Consider the following 12,792-nt stretch of genomic DNA (forward strand, 5'->3'; position numbering starts at 1 on the left):
GACCACTCAGAACCCAGAGCAAGGAGCCGAACGGTGCCAGGTCAGGAAGTTGACCCTTCGGGGATCGAGCTGTTGATCCCCTCGTGGTACGACGCGCTGTGGACAGCGGTGGTCATCGGCGTCGTGCTGGCGGTCGTGCTGCTTTACCGCTGGGCGAGGCGCCGCGACGGCGCCCGGACCGCGCCGACCGCGCCGACCGTGGCTGACCGGCTCGTGGCGCTCGACCGGCTCCACACCGCAGGCACGATCACGGACACCGAGTACGAGGCCGGACGGGCAAGGATCCTCGGCGACCTGTGACCGGCCATGAACGGCCTCCCCTGCCCTGGAGGCCACAGAAAGGACGCCTCCCGTCCTCCGATGATGAAGTCACATCATCCGAGACGGAAGGCGTCCTTCCTGCTCAGGCCCTGCTCCTCACGGACGGGATCAGTAGGTCGCGCCTGATCGCTCCTGCTCAGCCCACCATGCGTCGAAGTCGACGCCCTTCTCCTTGGCCAGCTTCTCCAGACCGGCCTTGGTCGGCGCCTGGAAGAGCTTCGGCTTGATCTTGCGGTCGGCGTCGGCGTACTTCTGCTGGAGCTTCGCCTGCTCCGCAGCGCTGCCCTCCGCCTCGGCGAGCACCGCGCTGGTCGCGGTAACGCTCGCGCCGGTCAGCACGCCGCTGACCAACGGCGTGTAGCCGCTGGAGTGGCCGAGACGGTTGGGGTGGTAGGACTCCCTAGTGGGGTTCGAGTGGCCGTTGATCCACTCGACCGAGTCGCACACGGCGTGGCCGGTGAACCGGCTGACCGGGTTGACGAAGGTGAACCCCTTGGCCGAGGCGGCCGTCGAGAGGACCGAGTTGATGTGCACGACGGCGTTGTTGAGCGCGGTCTCGTCCGCCGGGCTGAAGAAGGTCAGCCAGTCGCAGTCCTCGCCCATGAAGATCTTCGGGTAGCCGACGACGACCACCTTGGCGCCGGGCGCCCGGGTCTTGATGGAGGCGTAGAGCGTGTTGAGCCGGCCCGGGAGGGTGCTGGAGATGAACGTGCGCGCCGTGGCGACGGCACCGGCGCAGTCGCTGGCCCACGCCGGGAGGGCGCACTCGGTGAGCACGTCGGCGAATCCGGCGTCGTTGCCGCCGACCGAGATGGTGACGTACTTCGTGCTCGAGCTGAGCGCGCTGAGCTGGCCGCTGGTCACGTCGGCCACGACCGCCCCTGAGCAGGCCCGGAAGTTGAGGCTGTAGCCCTTGGCCGCCGCGGTCAGGCTTGCGAAGGCGTAGGTCGAGCGCAGGCACTCGGTCCCGTCGTTGATGTAGGTCCCCGTGCCCGTGCCCGACGAGTAGGAGTCGCCGAGGGCGACGTAGGACTCGCCGACGGCGGACGAGGACATGGCTGGCGTCGCCACGAGCGCGACGGTGGCAAGGCCCGTCGCCGCCAGGGTGGCGACGACGCGCAACAGACGTTGCTTCATTGGAACGCTCCCGAAGGTCCGTCAAGTCACATATGACTCGATCGCCCCCTTTATACGGGGTGTCCCATGAAAACCCAATGCCCGGCAGGTGAACATCTCAACGCGGAGTCACGAAATCCGTGCGCCGGCATGGGCTCACCCGGACCGAGCCGTGACGAGGCCGCTGCTAACTTCGCGCCATGGAAGACCCCACCGCGAGCGAGACCCTCCTCGAGACCGATCGCCTCCTGCTCCGGCCCATGCACGCGTCCGACGCCGTCGTCCAGCGCGAGCTGTGGACCGAGCGCGATCCTCGGGTCCCTCCGCGTCGCCGGATCGACGCCGACGGTCACCCCACCGTCGAGGACATCGAGGCCGCGATCCGCCGTCGGCCCCCGTCCCCTCCGCCCGGGCTGCTCACAGCCGAGCGGAAGGACACGGGCGACGTCATCGGCTACTGCGGGCTGATCCACAGCTCCGAGGTGCCAGAGGGTGAGCCGGAGCTGGCCTTTGAGCTGCTGCGCACAGCGTGGGGTCACGGGTACGCGACCGAGGCCTCCTGGGCGGTCCTCGGCTGGGCGCGGGCGGCGGGTCACCGGCGCGTGTGGGCCACGGTCCGCGACTGGAACGCCGCCTCCCGTCGGGTCCTCACGAAGCTCGGCTTCGTCGAGTCCGGCCGCGTGGAACGCGACGCGGTCCACGGGGACTCGTTGTTCATGACGAAAGAGCTGTGACCTGGCGCGTACCGGGAGGGCCGCCACACCGTCGACCAGGTAACTGTTCCCCGTCTCGCGCTGGGACGGGGAACAGCTACCTGGTCGACGACGAGCGAGGGCCGCGCTCAGGTGAGCATCGTGATCACCAGCGTCGGCACGATCACCGTCGCCATGATCAGCGTCGGGCTCCACGTGCACGACGTCGACCCGGCCCGCCAGCGCGAGGTCCATGAGGAGCGCGCACGCCAACCGGGTGTCGAGGTCGGGCGGTCCCGCGCCCCAGCCAAACTCAGTCGTTGAACTGCTTCCACTTCTGCCACGTCGCCTCGTTGCGTGCGCGGCGCGCCGTGCGGCGCTCTCCCCTGGCGGCCCGCTGTGCGGCCACCCGCTCGTAGTGGACCGTCACGTCGTCGAACAACGTGGGCAGCGGGGCGGGGGTCTCTGCCGCCCGCGCGGCGGCCTCACCGATCCGCTCGCTCGCCTGCCCCACGACCTCCGACGCCCGGGCCAGCTCGCCCATCAGTCCCTTCGCCTTGTGCCACAGGTCGCGGGCGAGAAAGAACGCCCCTACGAGCGTGCCCACCCCCAGCAGCGTCCACACCCAGAACCACATGGGGCAAAGCCTAGGGCGGATCTCATCCGTACGCTCCTGCTTGCCCACAGATCGTGACCAAACTCAGACCGCCCCCGAACGGGGGAAGCGCTCACCGCCCGTAGGCGGCCAGCGCCTCCCGTCCCGCGGCCGCGATCTCGTCCGCCAGGTCGGCCGGAGCGACAAACCGCACGTGCGGAGCGATCTCCAGCAGCAGGCGACGCAGCCACGCGCGGTTCGTCACCCGCAGCCTCACCTCGAAGGAACCGTCGGGCAGGTTGCGCACCGACTCCACGGGCACCTCCTCAGCGACCCACCGAGCGCTCGACCCGAGCACCAGCGTCGCCACGGGCGCGTCCCCCTGGGCGAACAGCGCCGCGAAGTCCACCTCCGGCACCTCGTGCTCCCCCACCGGCTCCGGCAGCTCCTCAGCGGCCACGATCCGGTCCACCCGGAACGTCCGCGGCCCACCCGCCCGGTGGCACCACGCCGCGAGGTACGCGTACTCGTCCTGCGTCTGCAGCCGCACAGGGTCCACGTCCCGCTCCCCCGCCACGTCCGCCGACGTCACATACCGGATCCGCAACCGGTGCCCCGCCGCCAGCGCCGACGAGATCGCCGCGACCACCTGCGGGTCCCCACCCGGGGCCAGCCGCACGTCCAGGGCGCTCGCGGCCTCTCCGGTGGCCTCGGTCAGCTTCGACAGCGCGGACCGCACGACGGCGGCCCGCGCGGGGTCGGCCTGCACCGGCCCCGACGCCTCCATCGCGCGCAGCGCCGCCACCAGCGCCACGGCCTCGCGCGTCCCGAGCCGCAGAGGCCGCGTCATGCCGCGAGCCTCGGTCAGGTGCACCACGCCCCGGTCGATGGACTCCGCGTCGAAGTCGAGCAGGTCGTCGGGCCAGTACCCCGGCGTGCCCGACACCCACAGCGCGTCCACGTCCGCCAGGATCTGCCGTGGCGTCACCCCGAACCGGGCCGCCAGGTCCTCGACCGGCACGGGGCCGGCCCCGTCCAGGTACGCCACCAGGCCCAGCATGCGCAGCAGCCGGTCGTCCGCCCGCTCAGCCACGGGACACCCCCTCGTCGTCGCTGCCCGTCCTCGGGGTCCCCTCGAAGTTCCGCCGCGAAGCCAGGACTTCGTGGGGTGAGGGCGACGCCACGGTCGCCCCGGGCGCAGAAGTCACCTCTGTCGAGGCATCCGCAGGCGCCAGCGAAGCCGCCGCCGTCAGCCGCCGCACCACCTCGTCACGCAGCTCCGCCGGCTCGAGCACCACCACCGCCGCGCCGTACCCGGTGATCTCGGCCGCCAGCCCGTACAGGCTGCGGAACGGCACCTCGACGAGGTCGCGGGCGACGCCGTCGGCCCCCGGACGGCTCGCGACGTCCACGGCGTCGTCCGGCAGCACCTTGCCCCGCGCGCGGAGCGTGCCCGCCCGCTCGGGCCGGATCGCGAGGATCGCTACCCGCGTCTCCCCCGCCGCCTTGCCGAGCATGGCGTCGGTGTCCAGGTCCTCGGGGATCTCGTACGCCCGCGCCGGGCCGAACACCTTCACCCGCCCCTCGACCCGCGAGAGCCGGAACACGCGCGGCGCGTCCCGCTCCCGGTCGTGCGCCAGGAGGTACCAGCCGCCACCCCGAGCCGCGATACGCCAGGGCTCCACGTGCCGGGTGGTCACCTGCCCCGTGGAAGCCGCCCGGTACGTGAACGTCACCGCCCGCCGCGCCTCGATCGCCTCCAGCAGCGGCCCGTACGCACTGCCCACCGCCCCCACCCGCGGCGCGAGCCCCGCGAGGGCGTCCTGCGCCGCGTCACCCGCACCGGCGGCCCGCAGCTTCGTCATCGCACGCGCGATGTCCGTCCGCAGCGTCTTGTCCGCCCAGAACTGCGCAGCGAGCGACAGCACGCCCAGCTCCGCAGGCGTCAGATCGATCGACGGCAACGCGTACGCGTCCTGGTCGATCTTGTACCCGAGCTCGTCGGTATGACCGCCCCCGCCCACCGTCACGATCGGTATGCCGAGCTCACGCAACATGTCCTTGTCACGCTCGAACATGCGCTCGAAAGCGTCGTCGCTGGGGGCGTCCTGGTATCCGGCCACGGCCTGGCGCACCTGCTGCTTGGTCATCGCCGCATTCGTGTTCACGAGAGCGATGACCAGGTTGAGCAGACGCTCGGCGGGGTTGAGGTCTTCTGGCATCGGGACAAAGGTATCTCCAGGTAACCTCCCCGGTGTGATCACGTGGCGAATCGGCACCGTCCAAGCCGTCGGCAAAGGATGGGCCGGCGCGAGAGAGCTCACCGTCGAGCTCGACCGCCCCCTGCCCGGACACGCGGCCGGACACGCGGAAGCAACCACCGCCCGCGCCCTCGCCTACACCGACCTCGTCGGCGAACCCACCCCCGGCGACCGCCTCCTCCTCAACGTCTCCGCCCTCGCCCGCGGCCTCGGCACCGGCGGGTACGCCCTCGTGGTCGGCCCCGCCGACGACCACCTCCCCGCCGACCCCGAACCCGGCCCCGGCCACCTCGTCAAAGCCCGCTACACCCCCCTGCAAGCCCTCGTCCTCGGCGTCGACGAACAAGAGTCACCCCACCACCACACGCTCCGCGACGCCGACACCCTCGACGGGATGCCCGTCGTGGTCGCCGACCTCCACTCCGCCCTCCCCGCCATCGTCGCCGGAGCCCGCCACGCCGCGGCGCTCGCAGGCCGCCCGGCACCGCGCGTCGCCTACGTCATGACCGACGGCGGAGCCCTCCCCGCCGCCTTCTCCCGCACCGTCGCGACCCTGCGCGAGACCGGCTGGATCGACACCTGCGTCACCGTCGGGCAGGCCTATGGCGGCGACCTCGAAGCCGTCACCGTCCACACCGGCCTCCTCGCCGCACGGCACGTGACCGGCGCGGACCTCGCCGTCGTCGCCCAAGGACCCGGCAACCTCGGCACCGGCACCACCTGGGGCTACTCCGGCGTGGCCGCGGGCGAGGCCGTCAACGCCGTCGCCGCGCTCGCCGGCCGGCCCGTCGCATCGCTCCGCGTCTCCGGCGCCGACCCTCGCGACCGCCACCTCGGCGTCTCCCACCACTCCCTCACGGCCTACGGCCGCGTCGCCCTCGCCCCCGCGGACGTCCCCGTCCCCCGCCCCACCCCCGACGTCGAAGCCCTCCCCGCCTGGGGCGCCGCCCTCACCGAACGCGTGCGCACCCAGGCACAGACCCTCGCCCCCCGCCACCACCTCGTCGACCTCGCGGCCGACGCCGGACTGGTCGCCACCCTGCGCACCTCACCCGTAGCACTACGCACCATGGGCCGCGACCTCGACGCCGACCCCGCCGCCTTCGTCACCGCCGCCGTCGCCGGTACCCACGCCGTCGCACTGCTCGGCACCCCCGCATGAACCCACGCGCACGCCTCGCCACCGTCCTCGTGCTCGTCGCCCTCGTCGTCCTGGGCGCCGCGACCGCCTCGCCCTGGCGTTTCGACCTCCCCGTCGAGACCCTGCCCACCGCGCCACCCCCGGTCGACCTGCTCCCCACCGCTGCCCCGACACGCTCCCCCCTGCCCGACGACCTCCGGCCCGAGACCACCGAGGACGACGGCGAATGGCTCGCCCTCCTCGGAGCGCTCATCGTCACCGGCATCATCGCCCTCATCGTGTGGGTCGCCGTCCGCCGCCTCCGCACCCTCGCCCGCCCCGACGAGAACCCCGACATCGACGACCTCGAACCCGGCGCCACCACCGACGGCACCAGCGAAGGCGTCGACCTCCCGGCGCTCGCCGACGCCGCCACCCACGCCCTCGACCGCCTCGACGACCACGCCGAGCCGCGCGACGCCGTCGTCGCCGCCTGGGTCGCCCTCGAGCACGCCGCCGCCGACCAGGGCGCCGTCCGCGACCCCGCCCAGACCCCCACCGAGTTCACCAGCACCGTCCTGGAGCGCACCCCCGCGACCCCCGGGGCCGTCACCACCCTCCGCAACCTCTACCAGGTCGCCCGCTTCACCGACCGGCCCGTCACCACCGACCAGAGGGAACAGGCCCGCACCGCGCTCCGCGAGATCGCCCGGTCCCTCGGAGTGCGCTCATGAACCGCGACACCATGTCCGCCTACCGGCAGGCCGAGCACCGCAGGCGCCTCCGCTCCGTCGCCGGCGCCGCCGCCGTGTCGGGCGCGCTCGCCGTCCTCGCCGCCGTCACCCGCTGGCTCGACCCCTGGCACGCGCTCACCCTCGCCTGCGTGATCGTGTCCGTCGTCGGCCTCGCCAAAGCCACCGAGCAGCGCGAGGACGACCCCCAGTGGCCCCGCCACACCGAAGCCGTCCGCGCCGGCGGCCGGCACGACGTCTCCGACCTCGGCTGGTCCACCTTCGGCCGCGACGGCCTCGTCACCGACCGCGTCGTGGACCGCGTGCGCGAGATCGCGCGCGCCCGCCTGCGCGTCCTCGGCGTCGACCCCTCCGACCCCGCCCAGCAGGCCGAGATCGAACGACTCCTCGGCCCCGCCGTCGTGGCCGGGCTCAGCTCCCGCACACCCCCCACGGCCCGGACGCTCCAGACCTGGCTCGACGCGATCGACCGGCTCGCCGCCCCGCACCCCACGGACGCGACGCCGCACGGCAACCAGAGAGGCACCCACGCATGAACGCTCCCGCAGACGGCCACACCCCGATGCCCGTCCCCGAGGTGGCCACCCTCGGCCGCAGCATCCTCGACGAGGTCGGCACCGCCGTCGTCGGCATGCGCGACGCCCTCGAGGTGGCGCTCGCGACCATCCTCGCGGGCGGCCACGTCCTGTTCGAGGACGTGCCCGGCCTGGGCAAGACCCTCGCGGCCCGCTCGCTCGCCTCCGCGCTCGGCCTCGACTTCGCACGCCTGCAGTGCACGCCCGACCTGCTGCCCGCCGACATCACGGGCTCGTCCGTGTTCGACCCGGCGACCCGCACGTTCGAGTTCCGCCCCGGCCCCGTCTTCACCGGCCTGTTCCTCGCGGACGAGATCAACCGCACCGCCCCCAAGACCCAGTCCGCGCTGCTCGAGGCCATGGCCGAGCGGCAGGTCTCCATCGAGGGCACCAGCCGCCCCCTGCCGCGCCCCTTCCACGTGCTCGCCACGTCCAACCCCGTCGAGTACGAGGGCACCTACCCCCTGCCCGAGGCCCAGCTCGACCGGTTCATGGTGCGGCTCGCCGTCGGCTACCCAGACCCCGGCCAGGAGGCCGAGGTGCTCCTGCGCCGCCTCGCCCGGCGCCAGGAGGCCGCCCCCGTGAACCAGGTCGTCGACGCCGAGACCGTCCTCGCCATGCAGGCCGGCGTCGAGGCCGTCTCCGTGGACGCCGATGTCGTGCGCTACTGCGTCGACCTCGCCGCCGCCACCCGCGGCCACAACGCCCTCGAGGTGGGCGCGTCCCCGCGCGGGTCACAGACCCTCGTCCTCCTCGGGCGCGCCGTCGCCGTGCTCGACGGGCGCGACTACGTGCTGCCCGAGGACATCAAGCGCGTCGCCGTCCCCGTCCTCGCCCACCGGCTCACCCTCACACCCACCGCGTGGGCCTCCGCCCTCAAGCCCGAGACCGTGGTGCGCGAGCTCCTCGACTCCGTCCCGACCCCCGCGACGGTGCGCGCTCAGTGACCGACGACTCCTCCCCGCTCCTCACCGACGGGACCCGCGCCCCCGGGCGGGCCCGGCCCCCCGAGAAGGTGCGCTGGCGCGCCACCTCCGGGTACGACGCCGCCATGGTCGCCGGCGTCGTGCTGCTCGGCCTCGGCCTCATCATCGGGCGGGCCGACGTCGCCCTGCTCGGCGCTCCCGGGCTCGTCGCCGCCGTGCTGGCCCGGAGTGCGCGACCGGCCCGGCTCACCGAGGCCTGGCTGGAGGAGCCCAGCGGGCCCACCAGCCCGGGCGACGTCTCGGCGACCGTCGTCATCGACGCACCCGACGAGGCCGGCCTCGCTCACCTCCGGATCAACGCGCCCGGGCACCGGGAGACCCAGGTGATCGTGGTGGCACGCAGTGCGGGCGAGCCGGACGCGGAGGGCGAGGCCTCTGAGGCCCGCCGCGTCGCCCTACCCCACGCCGTTCCTGGCTTCGCGGCGGAACGACGTGGGGACCCCGGATTCGGCCCCCGACGTATTCCTCTGACTCTCGCCTCCGTGCGGACCGGGCCGCAGGAGACCTTCACCGTGGGGCTGCGCGCCTACGGGCCCGCCGGCGTGTGGGAGCAGCTGCCCGGCGAGACCCACGGCAAGCGGCGCCTCGTGCTGCCCGCGGCGTCGCCGCTCGGGCGCCTGCCCCTCCCCGGACGGCTCCGCGGCCTCACCGGCCCCCACACGTCCCGCCGCCTCGGCGACGGCGCCGAGCTCCGCGACGTCCACCCGTTCGCCCCCGGCGACCGGCTCCGCCGCATCGACTGGCGCACCACCGCCCGGCGCTCCCCCGACCTCGACACCCTCTACGTGCGCCGCACGTACGCCACCGCCGAAGCCACGGCGATGCTCGTGGTGGACTCGCGGGACGACGTCGGCCCGGACGTCCGCACCTGGCGCGGCTACGGCACGCAACGCGTCGACGAACCCACCTCGCTCGACCTCGCCCGCAACGCGGCCGCCTCCGTCGCCACGGCCCTGGTCGGCGCCGGCGACCGGGTGGGCTTCCAGGACCTGGCCCTCCAGCGCCGGCCCCTGCCACCCGCCGCCGGACAGCGCCACCTCCGCCGTCTGCTCCACGCGCTCGCCCTGGCCCACCCCCTCGACCGTGCGACCCACCACCGCGTCCGCCCGCCCCAGGTCCCCGCCGACGCGATCGTCTACCTCTTCACCACCATGCTCGACGACGAACCCCTCGGCCTCGTCCGCACCTGGCGCGAGCTCGGGCACGCCGTCGTGCTCGTCGACACCCTGCCCGACGTCCACGCCGTCGCCGAACCCCACCTCCGGATCGGCTGGCGCATCGCTCGCATGGAGCGCGCCGACCGGCTCGCCGCCCTCCGCCGCGAAGGCGTCCCCGTCATCGCCTGGGCCGGCTCCCAGCGCACCCAGGCGGCGACCCGGCTCGAAGCCGTCGCCCGTGAGAACGAACGGCTCCGACGATGACCCTCCTCACCTCCGAGCGCCGCCGGCTGGGCGCCGCCTGGCGCACCCTCGTCCGGGTCTTCCTGACCATCGCGCGGAAGCCCGCCGTCGAACGTGTCTCCGCCGACCGGCCCCTCCCGCGGCTCACCGTCAGCACGGCCCCCACGCTGCCCGGATGGGTGTTCCGGCCGCTCCTCGGGGTCGCCGCGGCAGCGCTCATCGCCGGGGCCGCCGCGCGCACCGAGCCGCTCACCGTCGGGCTCGTGTCGTCCGTCGGGACGATCCTCGTCGCGGTGCTGGTGGTGCGGCCGGGGCCCACCGTGGTGGGCGTGCTCCTGGTCGGCTCAGGGCTCCTGCTCGCCGGGTCGGACCTCGCGCCGTTCGACCCCTGGGTGCTGCTCCTCGCACCCCTCGGGTACGTCGTGGCGCGCCTCGCCTGGTTCGCCGACCGCGTGCCCCTCACCGCCCGCGTGGAGCGGGCGGCGCTCGTGCAGGGCTGGCGGCGCGACGCCACGATCCTCGCCGGGACCACCCTGCTCGGGGCGCTCGCGCTCGTCGCCACGGGGATCTCCGCGGGGGTGGGCGTGCTCCTCGGCGGGCTCTCGCTCGTGGTGCTGGTCTGGCTGGTCGCGCTGGCGACCTCCGGCCCGGCGCGTGACGATGGTGAGGACTGACCGACCGTCTACCGCGAGGAGGCCTCCCGCATGCCCTCCCAGAAGAAGTCACCGTCGAAGTCCGGGTCGTCGAAGTCTTCGGCCTCGTCCTCGGGGCCGGCGATGCCGCGCTACACCGTCCCGTCGATGACCGTCGACGAGGGCGGGCAGGTCGCCGCGATCCTGCAGCAGCGGCTGCACTCGCTCAACGACCTGCACCTGACGCTCAAGCACATCCACTGGAACGTGGTGGGGCCGCACTTCATCGGCGTGCACGAGATGCTCGACCCGCAGGTCGACGCCGTCCGCCTCATGGTCGACGCGATCGCCGAGCGCATCGCCACCCTCGGCGTGGCCCCGATGGGCACGCCCGGTGCGCTCGTGGCGGCCCGCACCTGGGACGACTACCACCTGGGCCGCGCCACGGCGATCGAGCACCTGGGTGCGCTCGACGAGGTGTACCAGGGCGTGATCACGGACCACCGTCGCGCCGCGGAGGACACCGAGAAGCTCGACACCGTGACCAACGACCTCCTGGTGGGGCACCTCCACGAGCTCGAGCAGTTCCACTGGTTCGTGCGGGCGCACCTGGAGTCGGCGTCGGGCGCGCTGTCCACCGCGGACGCCGAGACGGAGGTGGACGCGGCGTCTGCGGCCCGCAAGGGCGCCAAGGCGGTGGACTGACCCGCCCGTCTTCTCCGCTGTGGGTACGCGGATGGTCGCCGTCTCGTACGAGACGGCGACCATCCGCGTACACAGCGGAAGGGGTTGGCGGTAGCGTTCCCTGGTGACCGATATCACCCCTGCCGTCATCCGCCCGTACCGCCTCGGCGACCGTGACGCCCTCGCCGAGATCTGCGTCCGCACTGCCGCGCGCGGCGGCGACTGCCGCGGGATCTACTCGTCCGACGACCTCATGCCCGAGGTCTTCGCGCTCCCGTACGTCGACGCTGCCCCCGACCTCGCCTGGACCGTCGTGGTCCCTGGCGGCACCGTCGAGCCGGGCGACGAGAGGATGGCCGTCGACGACGGCCGGGCCGTCGGCTACGTCGTCGCCGTGGCCGACACCCGCGCCTTCGTGGCCTGGTGGGAGCGCGAGTGGGCGCCCGGCTTCGTGGAGCGGCACCCCGCGCCCGGCCCGCCCACCGGCCACGACCCCTCGTTCACCGAGGCCGCGCTGGTGAAGTCGGGGGCCGACCCCAGCCGCATGGTCACCGGCATCACCCCCGAGGAGCTCGACGCGTACCCGGCGCACCTGCACATCGACCTTATGCCCGAGGCTCAGCGTCAGGGCCTCGGCAGCCGGCTCCTCGACACGCTCCGCGCGGCCCTCGCCGAGCGCGGGGTCCCCGGCGTGCACCTCAGCATGGACCCGGCGAACGTGAACGCCCGCGCGTTCTACGACCGGTACGGCTTCGTGGAGATGCCGTCGCACCGCCCGGACGTGCCGCTGCTGGGCATCAAGACGACCTGAGGCCTCGCTCTCCTGACAACCCCGACCCACCCCCGGGTTTCTGGGCTGGGTGGTGAGGTGGCCGCCCGGGTCTCGTGGTTCGTTCCATACGCTTGGCACACTATTTTTGTCGGGGAAGAACGAGATCAGTCCGCCGACGTCGCCCCGTCGTCCTCTCCCAGCAGCTCCGCCCAGGCCCGCCGCACCTGCTCGAAACGGGTGGGCAGGGGCGGCCGCAGCGCCCCGTACCGCGCGTTCGTCCGGTGCACGAAGCGCCGCCACGACAACACCAGCCCTTGCCGTGTGATGGGCAGGCCGCTCGAGACGGTGGTCCCGTTGTCGTGCGTGTGGTGCACCGTCAGCAGCAGCGCCCGGGGTACCGACCCCTCGAGCTCGGCGGCGAGCTCCTCCCGCACCGTCATCCAGTGCTTGAGCACGAGCACCACCTCGGCGGGCAGCAGGTGCCGGCGCTCGGCCCGGTGCTTCCCGTGCTTGACCAGGACGCTCCCCTCCCCCGCCCGCGCCCCCACCGGCCCCAGGTCGAGGTCCTCCACGCGCACGCGCAGGAGGTCCCCGTACCGCGACCCCGTGGACCGCACGAGCCCCGTGATCACGGCGAGCCGCACCATCTCCGGCTTCGACCCCGGCCGGAGTGCCTCGACCGACAGCTCCCGCCAGATCCACTCGGCCTCCTCCAGCGAGACGGGCGGGCGCGGATAGCGGGGGGCGGCGTCGGAGGGCGTGCCGTCGGCGGCCCCGTCGGAGGCCGTCCCGTCCGGGGCCGGCTCCCCCGCCTCCGGGCCCGGGGTGCGCGTCAGTTCGGTCGTCATGTCCCAAGTGTTCCGCTTGGCACACTATTCACGAGGGA

General features: G+C 73.5%; 16 protein-coding genes. 11 read left to right on the forward strand and 5 right to left on the reverse strand.

The window, feature by feature from the left end:
• The first annotated feature begins 33 nt into the window (after positions 1–33).
• Entirely contained in the window at positions 34–300 is a 267-nt protein-coding gene (locus D1350_RS10525) for an SHOCT domain-containing protein (RefSeq protein ID WP_125775956.1), read from the forward strand.
• Between the two features lie 129 nt (positions 301–429).
• Here the strand turns inward: D1350_RS10525 and D1350_RS10530 are convergent, their stop codons facing one another.
• A complete protein-coding gene (locus tag D1350_RS10530; RefSeq protein ID WP_125775957.1) occupies positions 430–1,458 on the reverse strand; it encodes an SGNH/GDSL hydrolase family protein in 1,029 nt (342 codons plus the stop codon).
• A gap of 179 nt (positions 1,459–1,637) precedes the next feature.
• On the opposite strand from D1350_RS10530, the gene D1350_RS10535 reads away from it, so the two are divergent.
• The gene (locus D1350_RS10535; RefSeq protein WP_125775958.1) at positions 1,638–2,171 is read left to right on the forward strand and encodes a GNAT family N-acetyltransferase; all 534 of its coding nucleotides are present in this window, start codon (positions 1,638–1,640) and stop codon (positions 2,169–2,171) included.
• Positions 2,172–2,291: 120 nt separating this feature from the next.
• Positions 2,292–2,453 carry a hypothetical protein gene (locus D1350_RS23675; protein WP_164545119.1) on the forward strand — a complete coding sequence of 54 codons (162 nt, stop codon included), beginning with the start codon at positions 2,292–2,294 and terminating at the stop codon, positions 2,451–2,453.
• On the opposite strand, the gene D1350_RS10540 is transcribed toward D1350_RS23675, so the two are convergent.
• The 3 genes from D1350_RS10540 to D1350_RS10550 form a co-directional block, all read right to left on the reverse strand.
• Positions 2,443–2,766, reverse strand: a complete 324-nt coding sequence (locus D1350_RS10540) for a hypothetical protein (protein WP_125775959.1) — start codon at positions 2,764–2,766, stop codon at positions 2,443–2,445. The genes D1350_RS23675 and D1350_RS10540 overlap by 11 nt on opposite strands.
• A gap of 91 nt (positions 2,767–2,857) precedes the next feature.
• Positions 2,858–3,817, reverse strand: coding sequence for a helix-turn-helix transcriptional regulator (locus D1350_RS10545; protein WP_125775960.1), 960 nt, complete (start codon positions 3,815–3,817; stop codon positions 2,858–2,860).
• On the reverse strand, positions 3,810–4,946 hold the full coding sequence (locus D1350_RS10550) for a helix-turn-helix transcriptional regulator (protein ID WP_125775961.1): 1,137 nt from the start codon (positions 4,944–4,946) through the stop codon (positions 3,810–3,812). Before D1350_RS10550 ends, D1350_RS10545 begins: the two co-directional genes overlap by 8 nt.
• 34 nt (positions 4,947–4,980) lie before the next feature.
• Here D1350_RS10550 and D1350_RS10555 point away from each other — a divergent pair, with 34 nt between their 5' ends.
• The 8 genes from D1350_RS10555 (at position 4,981) to D1350_RS10590 (ending at position 11,945) form a co-directional block, all read left to right on the forward strand.
• The gene (locus D1350_RS10555; RefSeq protein WP_206074493.1) at positions 4,981–6,147 is read left to right on the forward strand and encodes a DUF3866 family protein; all 1,167 of its coding nucleotides are present in this window, start codon (positions 4,981–4,983) and stop codon (positions 6,145–6,147) included.
• On the forward strand, positions 6,144–6,839 hold the full coding sequence (locus D1350_RS10560) for a DUF4129 domain-containing protein (protein ID WP_125775963.1): 696 nt from the start codon (positions 6,144–6,146) through the stop codon (positions 6,837–6,839). The genes D1350_RS10555 and D1350_RS10560 overlap by 4 nt, the downstream gene beginning before the upstream one ends.
• Positions 6,836–7,393: a hypothetical protein gene (locus D1350_RS10565; RefSeq protein WP_125775964.1), complete on the forward strand. Its 558-nt coding sequence runs from the start codon at positions 6,836–6,838 to the stop codon at positions 7,391–7,393. Before D1350_RS10560 ends, D1350_RS10565 begins: the two co-directional genes overlap by 4 nt.
• The gene (locus tag D1350_RS10570) at positions 7,390–8,379 is read left to right on the forward strand and encodes an AAA family ATPase (RefSeq protein WP_125775965.1); all 990 of its coding nucleotides are present in this window, start codon (positions 7,390–7,392) and stop codon (positions 8,377–8,379) included. Before D1350_RS10565 ends, D1350_RS10570 begins: the two co-directional genes overlap by 4 nt.
• The gene (locus D1350_RS10575; RefSeq protein ID WP_240644031.1) at positions 8,376–9,839 is read left to right on the forward strand and encodes a DUF58 domain-containing protein; all 1,464 of its coding nucleotides are present in this window, start codon (positions 8,376–8,378) and stop codon (positions 9,837–9,839) included. Before D1350_RS10570 ends, D1350_RS10575 begins: the two co-directional genes overlap by 4 nt.
• Entirely contained in the window at positions 9,836–10,492 is a 657-nt protein-coding gene (locus tag D1350_RS10580) for a hypothetical protein (protein ID WP_125775966.1), read from the forward strand. The genes D1350_RS10575 and D1350_RS10580 overlap by 4 nt, the downstream gene beginning before the upstream one ends.
• A 102-nt stretch (positions 10,493–10,594) precedes the next feature.
• Positions 10,595–11,155 (forward strand): Dps family protein, encoded by a 561-nt coding sequence (locus D1350_RS10585; RefSeq protein ID WP_125776115.1) that lies wholly within the window; start codon positions 10,595–10,597, stop codon positions 11,153–11,155.
• Positions 11,156–11,258: 103 nt separating this feature from the next.
• Complete coding sequence (locus tag D1350_RS10590) at positions 11,259–11,945, forward strand: GNAT family N-acetyltransferase (protein ID WP_125775967.1); 687 nt, start codon at positions 11,259–11,261, stop codon at positions 11,943–11,945.
• Between the two features lie 125 nt (positions 11,946–12,070).
• On the opposite strand, the gene D1350_RS10595 is transcribed toward D1350_RS10590, so the two are convergent.
• Complete coding sequence (locus D1350_RS10595; protein WP_125775968.1) at positions 12,071–12,754, reverse strand: tyrosine-type recombinase/integrase; 684 nt, start codon at positions 12,752–12,754, stop codon at positions 12,071–12,073.
• Positions 12,755–12,792: the final 38 nt, after the last annotated feature.

It is taken from the genome of Antribacter gilvus (assembly GCF_003946865.1).
Taxonomy (GTDB): domain Bacteria; phylum Actinomycetota; class Actinomycetes; order Actinomycetales; family Cellulomonadaceae; genus Antribacter; species Antribacter gilvus.

Excerpts from the sequence above, each read along its gene's own strand:
- D1350_RS10530 (WP_125775957.1), bottom strand. The coding sequence starts at position 1,458 with ATGAAGCAACGTCTGTTGCGCGTCGTCGCCACCCTGGCGGCGACGGGC.
- D1350_RS10535 (WP_125775958.1), top strand. The coding sequence starts at position 1,638 with ATGGAAGACCCCACCGCGAGCGAGACCCTCCTCGAGACCGATCGCCTC.
- D1350_RS10540 (WP_125775959.1), bottom strand. The coding sequence starts at position 2,766 with ATGTGGTTCTGGGTGTGGACGCTGCTGGGGGTGGGCACGCTCGTAGGG.
- D1350_RS10550 (WP_125775961.1), bottom strand. The coding sequence starts at position 4,946 with ATGCCAGAAGACCTCAACCCCGCCGAGCGTCTGCTCAACCTGGTCATC.
- D1350_RS10560 (WP_125775963.1), top strand. The coding sequence starts at position 6,144 with ATGAACCCACGCGCACGCCTCGCCACCGTCCTCGTGCTCGTCGCCCTC.
- D1350_RS10565 (WP_125775964.1), top strand. The coding sequence starts at position 6,836 with ATGAACCGCGACACCATGTCCGCCTACCGGCAGGCCGAGCACCGCAGG.
- D1350_RS10570 (WP_125775965.1), top strand. The coding sequence starts at position 7,390 with ATGAACGCTCCCGCAGACGGCCACACCCCGATGCCCGTCCCCGAGGTG.
- D1350_RS10580 (WP_125775966.1), top strand. The coding sequence starts at position 9,836 with ATGACCCTCCTCACCTCCGAGCGCCGCCGGCTGGGCGCCGCCTGGCGC.
- D1350_RS10585 (WP_125776115.1), top strand. The coding sequence starts at position 10,595 with ATGCCGCGCTACACCGTCCCGTCGATGACCGTCGACGAGGGCGGGCAG.
- D1350_RS10595 (WP_125775968.1), bottom strand. The coding sequence starts at position 12,754 with ATGACGACCGAACTGACGCGCACCCCGGGCCCGGAGGCGGGGGAGCCG.